Here is a 16272-nt window from a genome sequence, read left to right as displayed (position 1 = left end):
CACCTTCGCCATCATCACGCCGGCCCTGATCGCCGGCGCCTTCGCCGAGCGCATGAAGTTCTCGGCGATGATGTGGTTCATGGCGCTGTGGTCGCTGATCGTCTATGCGCCGATCGCCCACTGGGTGTGGGGCGGCGGCTTCCTCGGCGACTGGGGCGTCCTCGACTTCGCGGGCGGCACCGTCGTGCACATCAACGCCGGTGTCGCGGGCCTCGTCTGCGCACTCGTGCTCGGCAAGCGCAAGGGCTTCGGCACCGAGAACATGGCGCCGTTCAACCTGGTCTATTCGGTGATCGGCGCGGCCCTCCTGTGGGTCGGCTGGTTCGGCTTCAACGCCGGCTCCGCCGTCGGCGCCAGCCCCAACGCCGGCATGGCGATGGCGGTGACGCAGTTCGCCACGGCCGCCGCGGCCATGGCCTGGATGTTCGCGGAGTGGGTGACTCGCGGCAAGCCGTCGGTCCTCGGCATCATCTCGGGTGCGGTCGCCGGCCTCGTCGCGATCACTCCGGCCTCGGGCTTCGTGACTCCGATGGGCTCGCTGGCCATCGGCATCGTCGCCGGCCTGGTCTGCTTCTGGGGCGCCACCGGCCTCAAGAAGGCGATGGGCTACGACGACTCGCTAGACGCGTTCGGCGTGCACGGCATCGGCGGCTTCGTCGGCGCCATCCTGACCGGCGTGTTCGCCGTGGAAGTGATCGGCGGCGAGGGCAAGAAGGGACTGATCGATGGCAACGCCGGCCAGGTCCTGACGCAGCTCTGGGGCTCGCTGGTCTGCATCGCGTGGTGCGCGGTCGCCACCTTCATCATCCTCAAGATCGTCGATGCCCTGATCGGGCTGCGCGTGACGACCGAGGAAGAGATCGAGGGTCTCGACATCAACCTGCACGGCGAGACGATCCACTAGGACGTCTCCTCTTCGAGATCGGGAACCCCTCTCTCCTCCTGGTTCCCTCTCATCCGCCGCACCGTGTCGCGGCGGACCCTCGGGCCCGGCGAGTCCCTCGCCGGGCCCTCTTTCTGTCCGGCGTTTGACGCCGTGAACGCGAGGCGTCAGTCTGTCTGCGACAGCCGGAAAGGCAGGAGGGGAAAGCAGATGAAGCTCGTGTCCGCCATCATCAAACCGTTCAAGCTCGACGAGGTGCGCGACGCGCTGACCGGCGTCGGCGTGTCGGGTCTGACGGTGAGCGAGGTCAAGGGCTTCGGCCGCCAGAAGGGCCAGACCGAGATCTATCGCGGGGCCGAATATCTCGTGAGCTTCCTGCCCAAGGTGAAGATCGAGATCGTCGTCGACGACGGCCAGGTCGAGCGCGCGGTAGAGGCCATCCAGAAGGCGGCACACACCGGCAAGATCGGTGACGGCAAGATTTTCGTCACGCCGGTCGAACAGGCCGTACGCATCCGCACCGGCGAATCGGGCTCCAACGCTCTTTGAGCAGGAGCGGCTGATCGCGGAATAGGCAATTCCACCGCCCTGCGGCGCCATGACCAAGCTAGTGCTTGTGGTTGGCCGGGAAGGGGCCGCAAGCCCTTCCTTCATCTCAAGAAACAAGCCTATTCCATTGTTGTGATTGGCTAATTTGTTCCATAGAATATGGCGATAGGCTGGCTGCCCTCGGCCGGCACCGTGGCTTTTTTTTGGCCGGTTTTGGCCCACTGGGAACGAGAATGTTCAATCCGCGCCTTACAGAGACGCTGACCGATTTCCCGTTCGCGCGACTGAATGCCCTCATCGCTCCCATCGCGCCGCCGGCGCATCTGTCGATGATCAACATGTCGGTCGGCGAACCGCAGGGGGCGATGCCCGCCTTCGCCCGCCAGATCGTGATGGACGAAGTCGACGGCTGGAATCGCTACCCGCCCAACCAGGGTCTGCCCGACCTCAACCTCGCGATCTGCGAATGGCTGACGCGGCGCTACAAGCTGCCCCAGGGCCTGCTCGATCCGAACGTGCACGTCCATCCGACGGCCGGCAGCAAGGAAGGCGTCTACATCATCTCGACGGTGGCGACGCCGCAGGAGAAGGCTGGCGCCAAGCCGATTGTCGCGCTGCCCAACCCCTTCTATCAGGCCTATCTCGGCGGCGCGGTCCTCTCGGGCGGCGAGCCGTTGCTCGTGAACGCCGAGGCGGCGAACGGCTTCCTGCCGGACTATGAAAGCCTCGACGAGGCGACGTGGAAGCGCCTGTCGGTCGTTTACCTCTGCTCGCCGGCCAATCCGCAGGGCGCGATCGCGAGCAAGGAATATCTGCAGAAGCTGCTGAGGCTTTGCCGCAAGTACGACGCCGTGCTGGCCGTCGACGAATGCTACGCGGAAATCTACACCGGCGCCCCGCCGCCGGGCGCGCTCGAGGCCGCGCTGGAGATCGACGAGACCGGCGGCAAGGATCCGTTCCGCAATCTCGCGGTCTTCCATTCGCTCTCGAAGCGGTCGAATGCGGCGGGTCTTCGCTCTGGCTTCATGGCCGGCGATCCGAAGCTCGTCGCGATGGTGCTGCGCTGGCGCAGCTATGGCGGCCCGCAGATTCCCTTTGCTGTCCAGAAGGCATCGGCCGCGCTGTGGCGCGAGGAGACGCATCCGGTCCAGACGCGCGAATGGTACGTGAAGAATTTCAAGATCGCCGAGCAGATCCTGCACAACCGCTTCTCGTACTACACACCGGGCGGCGGCTTCTTCCTGTGGCTCGACGTCGGCGACGGCGAGGAAGCCACGCGCAAGCTCTGGGGCGAGGCGCACGTCAAGGTGCTGCCGGGTGCCTATGCCTGCCGTGAGACCAACGGTATCAACATTTCCCAGCGCTACATCCGCGTGGCGCTGGTGCATGACGAGAAGACCACCCGCGAGGGGCTCCAGCGCCTCGCGTCCGTTCTGTAGGGAGCGCAACCGCGCATGGCCATGCTGAGCGTCTCTTCAGCGTTGCAGCCCAGGACCTCCATCCTGCCGGAGGGCGGGCGCGACTTCCTGCGCCGTCGCATGATGGAGATCGTCGGCGTTGCCACGGCGGGCTTCGGCCTCGCGCTGATGATGGCGCTGTTCACCTACAGTCCCGGCGATCCCTCGCTCAATCACGCCACGGCGCGGGCGCCCAACAACCTGCTCGGCCTGCCCGGCGCCTACATCTCGGACCTGCTGCTGCAGACCTTCGGCCTCGCCATCATCCTGGCACCAGTTGCTTTCATCACGTGGGGCGTGCGCATGGTGCGCACGCACCATCTCGGCTTCTTCGGGCTGCGTCTCTCGCTGCTCCTGCTGGCGCTGCTGATGATGAGCGTGGCCTGCGTCGGCCTGGGCGACGTGGGCGCTGCCGCCACTCATGCCGGGCCGGGCGGCCTGGTCGGCCTCGCCCTGGTCGGCCGTTTCCGCGAGCTGGTCCTCACCCATTCGAGCGGCGGCGCGCTCACCCTGATCGAGCCTGCGGCGGCAGCCCTCGCCTTCATCGCGATGGCGCCGGCGCTCGGCATGAACCGCACCGACCTGCCGCTGATCTTCCGCATCCTGCGCGCACCCTTCCTGTGGGTCGCGTGGGGCATGCGCGCGGCCGTGGACCTGTGGCGCGGCAAGCCGCAGGCACATGAGGAAGAGAACGAGCCGCCGGCGCCTCACATTGGCTATGCCGAGATCCCGGGCGAGATCGATGCCAGCCAGTACGATCCGGCGCGCTTTGAGAACCGCTACGAGCAGATCCCCGAGGAAGGCGCGGTGCTGCCGGCACGCGACTCGTTGATGGTCGATGCGCCCTATGCCCCGATCGAGCGGCCGGCCGACGACATCCCCGACGTGCCCGGCGGTGTTCGCATGCACCCGCCGGTGCTGGACGAGGCAGCCCCTTCCCACGTGCAGGAGCGCACCTTCCTCAGTCGCCTGACGGGCGGCCTGCGCATCGAGCCCTTCATGCGGCGCCCGACGACGGCCAACGCGGCGACGGCGGAACGGATCGAACCGGGCTTCGGTGGTTACGACGCCGAGTCGCCGCCTTTGCCGGCGACGCACTACCGGCAGCCGATTGCCGACGAGGAGTTCGAGGCGCCGCCGCCGGTTGCGGTCGCGCCGCCGCACCTGCCGGTCGCCGATGAGGGGACGGACGAAGAGACCGACGAGAATCCGTTCACGCCCGACAATGCGCTCGACGTCGGGCAGCCGGCCGCCGCGCCGCCGGCCCCCTCGGGCGTGAAGATCGTGCCGCGGAAGTCGGCCGCGCCGCAGGGCAAGCGCGCCGCCAAGGCCGGGCAACGCGAGCTGGCTCTCGGGGCCGAGTACCAGTTGCCGCCGCTCGACATCCTGTCGCTGCCCTCGAGGGTCAACGCCCAGCCCAAGATCGACGAGGAAGCGCTGGAGCAGAATGCGCGCCTGCTCGAGACGGTGCTCGACGATTTCGGCGTCAAGGGACAGATCGTGAAGGTACGGCCGGGTCCGGTCGTGACGCTTTACGAACTCGAGCCCGCGCCCGGCACCAAGTCGAGCCGCGTGATCGGTCTCGCCGACGACATCGCCCGCTCGATGAGCGCCGTCTCCGCGCGCGTCGCCACGGTGCCGGGGCGCAACGTCATCGGTATCGAGCTGCCCAACGCCAAGCGCGAGACGGTGTTCCTGCGCGAGCTCCTGTCGACCAAGCACTACGAGGATGGCCGCCTCGCGTTGCCGCTGGCGCTGGGCAAGGACATCGGCGGCGATCCGGTCATCGCCGACCTGGCGCGCATGCCGCATCTGCTGATCGGCGGCACCACCGGCTCGGGCAAGTCGGTGGCGGTCAACACCATGATCCTGTCGCTGCTCTACCGGCTCACGCCGAATCAGTGCCGCTTCATCATGATCGACCCCAAGATGCTGGAGCTGAGTGTCTACCAGGACATCCCGCACCTGCTGACGCCCGTCGTCACCGAACCGCGCAAGGCCATCGTCGCCCTGAAGTGGGTGGTACGCGAGATGGAGGATCGCTATCGCGCCATGAGCGCGGTCGCCGTGCGCAACATCGCGGGCTACAACGAGAAGCTCGCCGAGACGGCGCGCAAGGGTGGAGTACTCACCCGCAAGGTCCAGACCGGCATCGATCCCGAGACGCGCAAGCCGACCTTCGAAGACGAAGAGATGGACCTGACGCCGCTGCCCTTCATCGTCGTCATCATCGACGAGATGGCCGACCTGATGCTGGTCGCGGGCAAGGAAATCGAGGCCACCGTGCAGCGCCTGGCGCAGATGGCGCGCGCCGCCGGCATCCATGTCGTGATGGCCACCCAGCGTCCGTCGGTCGACGTCATCACCGGCACCATCAAGGCCAATTTCCCGACCCGCATCTCCTTCCAGGTGACGTCCAAGATCGACAGCCGCACCATCCTGGGGGAGCAGGGCGGCGAGCAACTGCTGGGGCAGGGCGACATGCTCTACATGGCCGGCGGCGGCAAGATCGCCCGTGTCCACGGCCCGTTCGTCAGCGACGGCGAGGTCGAGGAGGTCGTGCGTCACCTGCGGGCCCAGGGCGCGCCGGCCTACATCGAATCGGTCACCGACGATCCCGACGGCGAGGGCTCGGGGACCGGGGTGCCGGGCGATGCCGAGGAAGGCGAGAGCGACCAGCTCTACGACCAGGCCATCGCCCTGGTCGCCCGCGAGCGAAAGTGCAGCACGTCTTTCATCCAACGTTACCTCCAGATCGGCTATAACAGGGCCGCCCGCATCGTCGAGCGCATGGAGCGCGAGGGCGTAGTCAGCGCCGCGAATCATGTCGGCAAGCGCGAGGTCCTGGCCCGCGACATCGACGACCGGGAACGCTGAGCGTCCCGTCCAAGGGGGCGAACGAGGTACGATGAACGAGCAAGCCCCGCCCGGATCCGCTTCCGGGACCCCCGCCCCGGACACTCCCGGTGTGCGAAGTGCCGTGGGGGCGGCTTCGGTCCGACGTCGCCGCCGTTTCCCGCTGGTCTGGCTCGTGCCCATCGTGACGGCGCTGATTGCCGGCTGGCTCGCCTGGGACGCCTTCTCCAAGCGAGGTCCCGTGATCACCGTGTCCTTCGACACGGCCGCCGGCCTCACGGCCGGTCAGTCGCAGCTCAAGTACCGCAACGTCGTCATGGGGACGGTGAAGACCATCACCATCGCCCCCGACCTGTCGAAGGTGCTGGTGACGATCGAGACGGTAAAGGAGGCCGAGTCGCTGCTCACCGACAAGACGATATTCTGGGTGGTGAAGCCGCAGCTCTTCGCCGGCAACATCTCCGGCCTCGAGACCATCCTGTCCGGCTCCTATATCGGCATGCGTCCGTCCTCCGAACCGGCCGCAACAAAGCGCGATTTCGTCGGCCAGGAGGATCCGCCCATCCTGCAGGCCTCGGTGAAAGGCACGACGTTCCGGCTCGACTCGCATCGACTGGGCTCGATCAGCCTCGGCGCCCCGATTTTCTTCCGCGACATCGAGGTCGGCACCGTGCTGGGCTGGGACCTGCACGATCTCGCCAGCCGCGTCGCCATCCATGCCTTCGTGCGCGCGCCGTACGACCGCTACGTGCGCAACGACTCCAACTTCTGGAACGCCTCGGGCCTGTCGATCTCGCTCGGCGCCAATGGCATCAACATCGAGATGGAATCGCTGCGGGCCATCCTGCTGGGCGGCATTGCCTTCGATACGGCGCACGATTCGACGGCGCCGATCAGCCCGTCCGGCCAGCGCTTCAAGCTCTACGCCAACATCGAAGAAGCCAAGTCGGCGGGATTCGGCCAGCAGATCAAGCTGATCTCCTATTTTCCCGGTTCGGTCGCGGGCGTGACGGTGGGCGCCGAGGTCAGGTTCCATGGCCTCAAGATCGGCGAGGTCACCCGCGTCGGGCTGGTCTACGATCCGAAGACCGACCGGGTCGTCGCGCCGATCCACTACCGGGTCGAGGCCGGCAGGGTCAGCAACCTTGCCAAGGCGCAGGGGATGGAGCCCATCAACGTCGCCGAGGAGATGATCAAGCGCGGCCTGCGCGCGACCCTGCAGGCGCCGAGCCTGATCAGTCCGCAGAAGATCATATCGCTGGAGGTCGTGCCCGACGCCAAGCCGGGCGAACTCGCCGAGGAAGGTGGCCACTATGTCATTCCGGCCGCCGAGATCGGCGGCTTCGACAGCATCACCGCGTCGGCCAGCGAGCTCCTGAGCAAGATCAATCGCATCGACTTCGACAAGATCGGCAACAGCCTGGTCGGCGCCTCCGTCGGGATCGACCAGTTGGTGAACGGGCCGCAGATCAAGGCGACCCTGGCGGCTCTCGAGAAGGCGATGATCGAGGTCCAGGACATCGCCCGGAAGCTCGACGTCGAGGGAACGCCGGCCCTGAAGCGCCTGCCCGACATCGCGCTGCAGCTGCAGGAGGCCGTCACCAAGGCCAACCGCCTGATCGGCTCGGTCGACAAGGGATACGGCGACACGTCGAAGTTCCACCGCGACCTCGACCGCCTGCTGCCCCAGATCACCGACGCCGCACGCTCGATCCGCGCCCTGGCCGACCTGCTGTCGCGTCACCCCGAGGCCCTGATCAAGGGTCGCACCAACACGGGCAAGGAATGACCAACACTCGTCGCCTCGGCCGCCGGCATTTCGGCCTCCTCGCCCTTCCGGTGCTCGCGGCGCCGGCCCTCCAGGCCTGCGGCTCCTCGCCGGAACCGGTCCTCTACACGCTCGCGGTGCGGCCGGGTCCGGTGCAGGCCCGCGGCCCGCGCATCGTGCAGGTGCGCGACATCGGCCTGCCGGGCTATCTCGATCGCAAGGAGATCGTCCGCTCGACCGAGGACTTCAAGCTCGACGTCCGCGCCAACGCCTGGTGGGGCGAGCCGATGGGCGGGATGCTGTCGCGCACCATCGTCCTCGAACTGTCGCAGCGCCTGCCAGGCAGCAAGGTCTATAGCGAAGCCGGTTCGATCACGATGGACCCTTACGCCACCGTCGGCATCGACATCCAGCGCTTCGACGCCGACAAGGCCGGCAACGTCGTCCTGCTGGCGCAGGTCGCCATCCAGTTCAACCGGCCGACCCGGACGGCGGCGCGCAATTTCTCGATCTCGAAGCCCGTACCGACGGTCGATACGCCGGGCCACGTCGCCGCCATGAGCGACGCGCTCGGCGAGTTGTCGGACGGCATCGCGACGCTTCTCCAGTAGCGCCATGCTGCGGGCCTTCGCCGTGCGACGCGATCCGGGTCCCCTCGTGACGCCGCCGCAGCTCCGCGAATGTCATGGCTGCGGCCTGTTCCAGATCGTGCCGGCGATGGCGGCCAACATGCGTTCCGACTGCGAGCGCTGCGGCACGCCGCTGCGGGCCACCCGCGCCGACCCGACGGGCCATTGCCTGGCGCTCACCTTCGCCTCGCTGGTCCTGTTCGCCATCCTGTGGCTTGCGATGCTGATGAAGGTCTCGACCGCGGGCATCGTGCACGAGACCACCATCCTCTCGGGCCCTGCAGAGCTGGTGCGCCACGGCCTGTGGCCCCTCGCCATCGCCGTCTCCTTCACCACGGCGTTTGCGCCGCTCATCAAGTTCGCCGGCACGCTTTACGTGCTGGTCGGCCTGCGCATGCGGACCCTGCCGCCCAACCTGCGCGGCGTCTTCCTGATCTCTCGGCGCATGGGCACCTGGGCGATGCTCGAAGTGCTGCTGCTGGGCGTTTTCGTGGCCTACACCAAGCTGGGCGACCTCGTGACGATCGAGCTCGGACCGGCGGTCTATGCGCTGGCCGTTCTCACCGTCGTGATCGTCTGGGCCGAGCTGTCGCTCGACCCGCAGGCGGTCTGGGAGGAGATCGAGCGCCGCGGCCAGACCCATGCGCCGATGCCGCCGACCGCGCCGCTGGAGTATCGGCCGGGCGCGGCGGGGTGCGAGGAGTGCCATCTGGTCTGCGTGCCGGCCGAGCATGACGGGCGTTGTCCGCGCTGCGGTGCGCGCGTGCACGAGCGCAAGCCCGACAGCCTGAACCGTACCCTGGCCCTCGTGCTCGCAGGCGCCGTGCTCTACATCCCGGCCAACATCTACCCGGTGCTGACGGTGATCCAGCTCGGCTCCGGCGAGCCCAGCACCATCTTGGGCGGCGTCGAGGAGCTGGTCTCGTCCAGGATGTATCCGCTGGCGCTGCTGGTCTTCTTTGCCAGCGTTTTGGTGCCGCTGTTCAAGCTGATCGGTCTCGTCAGCATGATCGGCGCGACCTCGCTCAGTGGCACGGCGGAGAAGGCCGGCTTTCTGCTGCGCCAGCGCACGAAGCTTTACTGGATCGTGGCCTGGATCGGCCGCTGGTCGATGGTCGACATCTTCATGGAATCGCTGCTGGGTGCGCTGGTCCAGTTCGGCCGCGCGGTCACGATCGATCCCGGCATGGGTGCGCTCGCCTTCTGCGCCGTGGTCATCGTCACCATCTTCGCCGCCGAAGCCTTCGATCCACGCCTCATGTGGGATGCCGCTGCGCGCAATCCGCACCGCAAGTCGCGGCCCTCGGCGGCGAGTCGCACCAGCGACGTGGCGGTTGTCAGTTCAGGTTGAAGGGGGCAATCGAGGCGCGTTTCTTGCTGAGCTTCCGCCGTTGAAAACGAGGAGGAGCGACCATGGCCAAGGAAATTCTGTGTGGCTTCGGCGTCGACGTGGATGCGGTGGCGGGCTGGCTGGGCAGCTACGGAGGAGAGGATTCGCCCGACGACATCTCGCGTGGCCTGTTCGCCGGCGAAGTCGGCAGCCCGCGCCTTCTCAGGATGTTCGATCGGCTGGGCATCAAGACGACCTGGTTCATCCCCGGCCATTCGATCGAGACGTTCCCGAAGGAGATGAAGGCGGTGGCCGATGCCGGCCACGAGATCGGCATCCACGGCTACAGCCATGAGAACCCGATCGCCATGACGCGCGAGCAGGAGACCGAGATCCTCGACAAGTGCATCGACCTGGTGACGCAGCTCTCGGGCATGCGGCCGACCGGCTACGTGGCGCCATGGTGGGAGTTCTCGCCCGTCACCAACGAGCTGCTGCTGGAGCGTGGCATCAAGTACGACCATTCGCTGATGCATCACGATCACCAGCCCTACTACGTGCGGGTCGGCGATGCCTGGACCAAGATCGATTACTCGAAGAAGCCGCGCGAGTGGATGGTGCCGCTGCAGCGCGGCCAGGAGACGGACCTGATCGAGATTCCGGCGAGCTGGTATCTCGACGACCTGCCGCCCATGATGTTCATCAAGAAGTCGCCCAACAGCCACGGCTTCGTGAACCCGCGCGACATCGAGGAGATGTGGCGCGACCAGTTCGACTGGGTCTATCGCGAGTACGAATACGCCGTGTTCCCCATGACCATCCATCCCGACGTCTCGGGCCGGCCGCACGTGCTGATGATGCTGGAGCGGCTCTATCACTACATGGCGGGCCATCCCGGCGTGAAGTTCGTCACCATGAACGAGATGGCCGACGACTTCGCCAAGCGCTCGCCACGCAAGAAGTAGCGATGTGCGCGCTCTGCGGCGTGCTGGGCGGCGACGGTCACTGGACCGACGCGGCCCCGCGCCCCGGCGTATTCACCCGAAACACCGATGGCCTCGCCCGGCGGCGCGAGCGCATGGCCCGCGTGGCGGTCGCCAACCGCATCCTGAAACTCTACGGCCTGTCGCTTTCCGACTGGCAGGGCGCGTCGTTCGTGCTGTCGACGGCGACCGGCAAGAGCGAGCTGGTCGACAATCTCGCCCATCTCTGGGCCGCGGCCGAGAAGCTCGCCGGAAGGCCCTGCGATCCGCTCGATCCCGCCGTGATCGCGCGCCTGCGGGACGACCATGGATGACGTGCCGGCCTTCACGCCGGTCAACCTGATCACGGGTTTCCTGGGATCGGGCAAGACGACGCTGCTGCAACGCCTGCTGGACGATCCGGCGATGGCCGACACGGCGGTGCTGATCAACGAGTTCGGGGAGGTCGGGCTCGACCATCACCTGCTCGACCGGATCGACGACACCATGGTGCTGCTGCCGTCGGGCTGCCTGTGCTGCACGATCCGCGGCGAGCTGTCGGCGGCGATCCGCGACCTGCATGGAAGGCGCGAGCGCGGCGAGGTGCCGCCCTTCCGGCGGCTGGCGGTCGAGAGCACGGGACTCGCAGACCCGTTCCCGATCCTGTCGACCGTGCAGGCCGATCCGGTACTGCGCCACCATTTCCGCTGGGGCAACATCGTCACCACGATCGATGCGGTGAACGGAGGCTCGCAGCTCGACCGCCGCCCCGAGAGCGTGAAGCAGGCGGCCGTCGCGGATCGGCTGGTGCTGACCAAGAGCGATCTCGTCACGGGTGCCCAGGCCGAAGCCCTGGTCGCGCGCCTGCGCACGATCAATCCATCGGCGCCGCTGGTCCGCGCGGCGGAGGAGCCGATCCGAGCCGATGCGCTGCTGGCGCACGATCTCTTCGCCGCCTCCGCACGAGCCGAGGCGGCGCGGCGCTGGTTCACGGTCGAGGAGGGTGCGCAAGCGCATGGCGCGGGCGTGCAGGCCTTTGTGCTCGCGCTCGACGAAACCGTCGATTGGACGCGCTTTGGCCTGTGGCTGACCATGCTGCTCAACCGGCACGGCGAGAAGGTGCTGCGCGTGAAGGGCATGCTGAACGTTGAAGGCAGCGATGCGCCGGTGGCGATCCACGGCGTGCAGTATCTCGTGCATCCGCCGGTGCACATGGCCGCCTGGCCCGACGACGAGCGCCGCTCCCGACTGGTATTCATCGTCGACGGCCTCGAACCTGCCGCGATCGAAGGCTCCCTGCGGGCGTTTCTGCGCAGATGAACCGGCGGTGTGGCTACTTCGCCGGCCCGAAACCCTGCAGCGTCCAGACGAGCGGGGAGGGATCGACCCGGACTTCGCCGGTCTGCGGCCGGTCGATGTCGATGATCAGCACAATGGCGAGCGTCCAGACGCCGAGCAGCAGCACGGACAGTCCCGGCTGGCGGCTGCCCACCAGGCCGAAACCGTAGCCCACCGCGCCCACCGCAAAGATCGAGACCGTCAGCAGGAGCCGCAGGACGTAGGCCGGCACATGGCTGGTGAAGTTGCGCCGGTTGGTGAGCGACAGGTCGATCATCTCGTTGAGCGAGGAAAGCAGCAGTCCCGAGATCGGCGTCGGCGAGCGCTCGGCGACCGTGCGCGCCATCTGCCAGAGTTCGTTCTGGAGGCTGTTGGTCCGCTGGTTGAGGCGGTCGACCTCCGCCGGATCGGCGCTGCCGCGCACCACGGCGATGCGCGTCTCGGTATAGTCACGCAGCAGGCGTTGCATCGTCGCGCCCTCCGCGCCGGTCGCCACAGTCGCGCGCAGCCAGGCCGTCCCTATCGCATTGGCTTCGGCCAGGACCGAGTCCCGGCGCTGCTGGTAGCGATCAGATGCCATCGAAAGCGAGACACCGAGCAGGAACGCCAGCAAGCCCATCACGCCCGCCGTTGCGAAGTTGACCGATGATTTCTCGCCGTCCGTGGGCGTGCGCCGGCGCGCGATGAACTTGCCGAATTGCAGCCCTAACTCCAGGGACGCCAGAAGTAACAACAGGACGAACAGGCCGGCGAGATGGAGGTTGCCGTTGGCGTGCGTCTGAAGGAACGCAAACAATGCATCGAAGGGGCCGAGGGACATGCTTCGAAGTTTCCGGCGGAGCTCAGGGTTTCCAGCGCAGGAAGTTGGCGATCAGCCGCAATCCGGTCGCCTGGCTCTTCTCGGGATGGAACTGCGTGCCCGCGAGATTGTCGCGGCCGACGACGGCCGTGACCGGACCGCCATAGTCGGTCAGCGCCAGGACCGTCTCGGGCTTGCTGGCCGCGAGCTGGAAAGAATGCACGAAGTAGGCGTGGGCACGCGGCGCGATGCCTTCGAGCAGCGCATGCGGCCTGAGATCCGTCAGCTCGTTCCAGCCCATGTGCGGAATCTTGAGGTGGTCCTTGCCCGGCTCGATACGCACCACGTCGCCGGCGATCCAGTCGAGCCCGGCATGGATGCCGTATTCGACGCCGCGTGTGGCCATGAGCTGCATGCCGACGCAGATGCCGAGGAACGGCTTGCCGCGCTCGATCACCTCGCGCTGCAGGGTGTCGACCATGCCCGGCACGGCGTAGAGGCCGGCGCGGCAGTCGGCGAAGGCGCCGACGCCCGGCAGCACGATGCGGTCGGCGGCGGCGACCTCGGCCGGCGACGAGGTCACGAGCACGCGCTCATGCGTGCCGGCCTCGCGTGCGGCGCGCTCGAAGGCCTTGGCGGCGGAGCGCAGGTTGCCGGACCCGTAATCGACGATGGCGACTGTCATGATGTCTTGTCCAAAACGCCCTCTCCGCCCGCGCAGCGGGGGGAGAGGGAGGGGACCCGCGAAGCGGGGAGGGTGAGGTGGGTCTTCGATCTCTCGACCCTCATCGCTTTCGTATCGGGCACCACCTCACCTTCCCATTGCTGCGCAATGGGCCCCTTCCTCTCCCCCGCCGAGCGGGGGAGAGGAGAAAGAGCGGCGATGAGAGTCATGGCGCTACAGCACGCCCTTGGTGCTAGGCACGGCCGTCGTCTGGCGCGGGTCGATTTCGACCGCGACTCTCAGCGCCCGCGCGATGCCCTTGAAGCAGGTCTCGACGATGTGGTGGTTGTTCTCGCCGTAGTGGTTCCACACATGCAGCGTCAGGCCGCCGAGCTGGGCGAAAGCCTGGAACCATTCCTTGAACAGTTCGGTGTCCATCGTGCCGAGCTTGTCCCGGGTGAAATTCACCTTCCAGATCAGGTACGGCCGGTTCGACACGTCGAGCGCCACCTCGGTCAGCGTCTCGTCCATCGGGATGGTGGCGCTGCCGTAGCGGCGGATGCCCTTGCGGTCGCCCAGCGCCTTGGACAGGCACTCGCCCAGCACGATGCCGGTGTCTTCCGTCGTGTGGTGATAGTCGATGTGCAGGTCGCCTTCGGCACGCAGCGTGATGTCGATCAGGCTGTGGCGCGAGAGCTGCTCCAGCATATGGTCGAGGAAGCCAATGCCGGTTTTGACGTCGTAGACGCCGGTGCCGTCCAGGTTGATGGCGGCGGAGATGCGGGTTTCCTTGGTCGCGCGGTCCACGGACGCGCGTCGTCCGCCGCTGCCGGGCGTCGTCAGGGAGGGCTGGGTCGTGGCCATGGGGAGGTTCATACAGGAACGCGGGCGGCCCGGTCGAGCGCCACACGCGTCAGAATGACGCCGGCCAGCACGATCAGCCCGCCCAGCACGCGGGCCGCGGTCAGCGGGTCGCCGAAGAAGGCGGCCGACAGGCCGACGCCGGCCACCGGGATCAGGTACATGTAGACCATGACCCGGCTGACCCCGAGCCGCTCCAGGCCGGCCGTCAGGCCGAGGAAGGCGACGCCCACCGGGAAGATGGCGGTGTAGAGCCAGAAGCCCAGCAGCCGGTCGTCGAGCTTCGCGAATTCGCCCAGGGAATCGAAGGCGAGCGAAATCGGCACGAGCACCAGCGAGCCAAACAGGGTCGTCCAGGCCATGACCGGTAGCGCGCCCAGCCGCTGATTGTAGGGCGCGCAGCGTTCGACATAGAGCGCCCAGGCGAAGGCGGAGAGCATCCAGAGGAGTGTGCCGTCGAGGCTGCCGAACGACAGGGTGACTCTGTCGAGGCTGTTATTCACCACCAGCACGACCCCTGCGAAGGCCAGCGCGATGCCGGCCCAGCCCAGCGTCGGCAGCCGTCGCCCGCCGAACCAGGCGAGGATCGCCGAGAAGGCGGTGGTCGTGGTCATCACGATCGAACCGACGCTCGGCGCGGTGCGCGTCATGGCGAGGCCCCAGCAGGCCTGGAACAGCGTGACGCCGATCAGCGACAATAGGAACAGCGGCAGCCAGTCGCGCCGCGCCAGCCCGAGCGGCCGGCGCATCAGGGCCATGGCGGCGAACAGGAAGAGGCTGGCGACCAGGTAGCGGGAGCCGCTGTAGAGCAGCGGGCTCATGACCTGCAGCACGTCCTTGGCGAAGGGATAGCTCGATCCCATCAGCATGGCCGTGCCGAACATGACGAGGTCGCCGGTGTAGCGGCGACCCCTCTTTGACTTGTCCGTCATGCGGGGGAGGTCGACCCCTCTACTTCGCCGCCGTCGACGTCTTCTGCGCGCCCCAGAAGCCGAACAGGGCGCCGGCGACGCGGCGGATCTGGATCTCTTCCGAACCCTCGGTGATGCGGTAGCGGCGGTGGTGGCGGTAAATATGCTCGAACGGCGTGTGGCGCGAGTAACCGACGCCGCCATGGACCTGCATGGCACGGTCGGCGGCGTCGCAGACCAGGCGATTGGCGCGGTAGTTCGACATCGCCACCCATTCGCTGACGTTCATGTGGTGCTCGCGGTCGAGATGCCAGGCGGTCTTGCGCACCAGGCCGCGCGTCATCTCGGCCTCGGTGTGCAGCTCCGCCAGCGGGAACTGGATCGCCTGGTTGGTCGCCAGCGCCTTGCCGAATACCTTGCGGTTCTTCGCGTAGGCCACCGACAGGTCGATGCAGTATTGCGCGGCGCCGAGGCTCGAGGCGGCCTGGCGGATGCGGTTCTCGTGCACGAAGGTCTGGGCCACGTCGAGGCCGCGGCCTTCCTCGCCCAGCATGGTCGAGCCTGGCACGGTGACGTTCGTCAGCGACACCTCGGCATGGTCGGACGGCATGTTGAACGTCCACCACATGTATTCGATCTTGAAGCCGGGCGTCTTCACCGGCACCAGGAACGCGGAGATGCCGCGCGCGTCGCCGGACTTGCCCGAGGTGCGCGCGAAGACGAGGTCGACGGTCGCGGTATGCATGCCGGTGTTGAACCGCTTCATGCCGTTGATCACCCAGTCGGTGCCCTGCTTGACCGCGGTCGTCTCCATGAAGGTGGCGTCGGAGCCGTGCAGCGGCTCGGTGAGGCCGAAGCCGATGCGCTCGGTACCCTTGAACATGCCCTCGATGTAGCGGTCCTTCTGCTCCTGCGTGCCGAAGCGATGCAGCAGCAGGGCCACCGGGAAGTTGCCGACGATCGAACTCTCGTTCTGCAGGTCGTTGTGCAGGCCGAGCCCCTTGTGCGCCAGATGCTCGCGGATGATGGCCATGGCGAGGTTGGACCCGTCCTTGCCGCCCAGCGCCTTCGGGAGGCCGAAGCGCAGGTGGCCCGCCTTGTCGGCGCGGCGCTTCATCTCGGCCAGCAGCTCCTCCCACTCGTGCCGCGGCTGGCCGTCATTGTCCCAGTCGGTGCGCGCATGCTCGCGGCGATGGTCGAAGAAGCGGATATTGTCGTTCTCGCGCTCCAGCGGCCGGATCTCGCGCTCGATGAATTCGTCGAGC

General features: G+C 67.2%; 15 protein-coding genes. 10 read left to right on the top strand and 5 right to left on the bottom strand.

Annotated elements, in window-relative coordinates; genetic code table 11:
• The 10 genes from EPO41_RS00240 to EPO41_RS00195 form a co-directional block, all read left to right on the top strand.
• A partial coding sequence (locus EPO41_RS00240; protein WP_296319031.1) for an ammonium transporter occupies window positions 1–904 on the top strand: 904 nt, incomplete at its 5' end.
• 189 nt (window positions 905–1093) lie between these two features.
• Window positions 1094–1432, top strand: coding sequence for a P-II family nitrogen regulator (locus EPO41_RS00235; protein ID WP_295133713.1), 339 nt, complete (start codon window positions 1094–1096; stop codon window positions 1430–1432).
• A gap of 233 nt (window positions 1433–1665) precedes the next feature.
• Entirely contained in the window at window positions 1666–2871 is a 1206-nt protein-coding gene (locus EPO41_RS00230; RefSeq protein WP_296319029.1) for an aminotransferase class I/II-fold pyridoxal phosphate-dependent enzyme, read from the top strand.
• A 15-nt stretch (window positions 2872–2886) separates the two neighbouring features.
• A complete protein-coding gene (locus tag EPO41_RS00225) occupies window positions 2887–5766 on the top strand; it encodes a DNA translocase FtsK (RefSeq protein ID WP_296319026.1) in 2880 nt (959 codons plus the stop codon).
• 91 nt (window positions 5767–5857) lie between these two features.
• Entirely contained in the window at window positions 5858–7534 is a 1677-nt protein-coding gene (locus EPO41_RS00220) for an MlaD family protein (protein WP_296319024.1), read from the top strand.
• Complete coding sequence (locus EPO41_RS00215; protein ID WP_296319021.1) at window positions 7531–8124, top strand: PqiC family protein; 594 nt, start codon at window positions 7531–7533, stop codon at window positions 8122–8124. Before EPO41_RS00220 ends, EPO41_RS00215 begins: the two co-directional genes overlap by 4 nt.
• A gap of 4 nt (window positions 8125–8128) precedes the next feature.
• Complete coding sequence (locus tag EPO41_RS00210) at window positions 8129–9493, top strand: paraquat-inducible protein A (protein ID WP_296319019.1); 1365 nt, start codon at window positions 8129–8131, stop codon at window positions 9491–9493.
• Window positions 9494–9555: 62 nt separating this feature from the next.
• Window positions 9556–10437, top strand: a complete 882-nt coding sequence (locus tag EPO41_RS00205) for a polysaccharide deacetylase (protein ID WP_296319017.1) — start codon at window positions 9556–9558, stop codon at window positions 10435–10437.
• 2 nt (window positions 10438–10439) lie between these two features.
• On the top strand, window positions 10440–10769 hold the full coding sequence (locus EPO41_RS00200; protein ID WP_296319015.1) for a hypothetical protein: 330 nt from the start codon (window positions 10440–10442) through the stop codon (window positions 10767–10769).
• Window positions 10762–11754: a GTP-binding protein gene (locus tag EPO41_RS00195; protein ID WP_296319013.1), complete on the top strand. Its 993-nt coding sequence runs from the start codon at window positions 10762–10764 to the stop codon at window positions 11752–11754. Before EPO41_RS00200 ends, EPO41_RS00195 begins: the two co-directional genes overlap by 8 nt.
• A 13-nt stretch (window positions 11755–11767) precedes the next feature.
• On the opposite strand, the gene EPO41_RS00190 is transcribed toward EPO41_RS00195, so the two are convergent.
• The 5 genes from EPO41_RS00190 to EPO41_RS00170 all read right to left on the bottom strand — a co-directional run.
• On the bottom strand, window positions 11768–12592 hold the full coding sequence (locus tag EPO41_RS00190; protein ID WP_296319011.1) for a hypothetical protein: 825 nt from the start codon (window positions 12590–12592) through the stop codon (window positions 11768–11770).
• 22 nt (window positions 12593–12614) lie between these two features.
• Window positions 12615–13256 carry an imidazole glycerol phosphate synthase subunit HisH gene (hisH, locus tag EPO41_RS00185; RefSeq protein ID WP_296319009.1) on the bottom strand — a complete coding sequence of 214 codons (642 nt, stop codon included), beginning with the start codon at window positions 13254–13256 and terminating at the stop codon, window positions 12615–12617.
• Window positions 13257–13469: 213 nt separating this feature from the next.
• Complete coding sequence (hisB, locus tag EPO41_RS00180; RefSeq protein ID WP_296319007.1) at window positions 13470–14099, bottom strand: imidazoleglycerol-phosphate dehydratase HisB; 630 nt, start codon at window positions 14097–14099, stop codon at window positions 13470–13472.
• An 8-nt stretch (window positions 14100–14107) separates the two neighbouring features.
• Window positions 14108–15028: a DMT family transporter gene (locus EPO41_RS00175; protein ID WP_296319005.1), complete on the bottom strand. Its 921-nt coding sequence runs from the start codon at window positions 15026–15028 to the stop codon at window positions 14108–14110.
• Window positions 15029–15047: 19 nt separating this feature from the next.
• The coding region (locus EPO41_RS00170; RefSeq protein ID WP_296319003.1) for an acyl-CoA dehydrogenase family protein at window positions 15048–16272 on the bottom strand (1225 nt) is incomplete at its 5' end.

This window comes from Reyranella sp. (assembly GCF_004297265.1).
Lineage (GTDB): Bacteria > Pseudomonadota > Alphaproteobacteria > Reyranellales > Reyranellaceae > Reyranella.
This window is presented reverse-complemented; position numbering and strand designations above follow the sequence as displayed.

What these genes read in the sequence shown, in the direction of transcription:
- EPO41_RS00175 (WP_296319005.1), bottom strand. Translation starts at nt 15,028, where the DNA reads ATGACGGACAAGTCAAAGAGGGGTCGCCGCTACACCGGCGACCTCGTC.
- hisH (WP_296319009.1), bottom strand. Translation starts at nt 13,256, where the DNA reads ATGACAGTCGCCATCGTCGATTACGGGTCCGGCAACCTGCGCTCCGCC.
- EPO41_RS00215 (WP_296319021.1), top strand. Translation starts at nt 7,531, where the DNA reads ATGACCAACACTCGTCGCCTCGGCCGCCGGCATTTCGGCCTCCTCGCC.
- EPO41_RS00190 (WP_296319011.1), bottom strand. Translation starts at nt 12,592, where the DNA reads ATGTCCCTCGGCCCCTTCGATGCATTGTTTGCGTTCCTTCAGACGCAC.
- EPO41_RS00195 (WP_296319013.1), top strand. Translation starts at nt 10,762, where the DNA reads ATGGATGACGTGCCGGCCTTCACGCCGGTCAACCTGATCACGGGTTTC.
- EPO41_RS00200 (WP_296319015.1), top strand. Translation starts at nt 10,440, where the DNA reads ATGTGCGCGCTCTGCGGCGTGCTGGGCGGCGACGGTCACTGGACCGAC.
- EPO41_RS00205 (WP_296319017.1), top strand. Translation starts at nt 9,556, where the DNA reads ATGGCCAAGGAAATTCTGTGTGGCTTCGGCGTCGACGTGGATGCGGTG.
- EPO41_RS00235 (WP_295133713.1), top strand. Translation starts at nt 1,094, where the DNA reads ATGAAGCTCGTGTCCGCCATCATCAAACCGTTCAAGCTCGACGAGGTG.
- EPO41_RS00225 (WP_296319026.1), top strand. Translation starts at nt 2,887, where the DNA reads ATGGCCATGCTGAGCGTCTCTTCAGCGTTGCAGCCCAGGACCTCCATC.
- hisB (WP_296319007.1), bottom strand. Translation starts at nt 14,099, where the DNA reads ATGGCCACGACCCAGCCCTCCCTGACGACGCCCGGCAGCGGCGGACGA.
- EPO41_RS00230 (WP_296319029.1), top strand. Translation starts at nt 1,666, where the DNA reads ATGTTCAATCCGCGCCTTACAGAGACGCTGACCGATTTCCCGTTCGCG.
- EPO41_RS00210 (WP_296319019.1), top strand. Translation starts at nt 8,129, where the DNA reads ATGCTGCGGGCCTTCGCCGTGCGACGCGATCCGGGTCCCCTCGTGACG.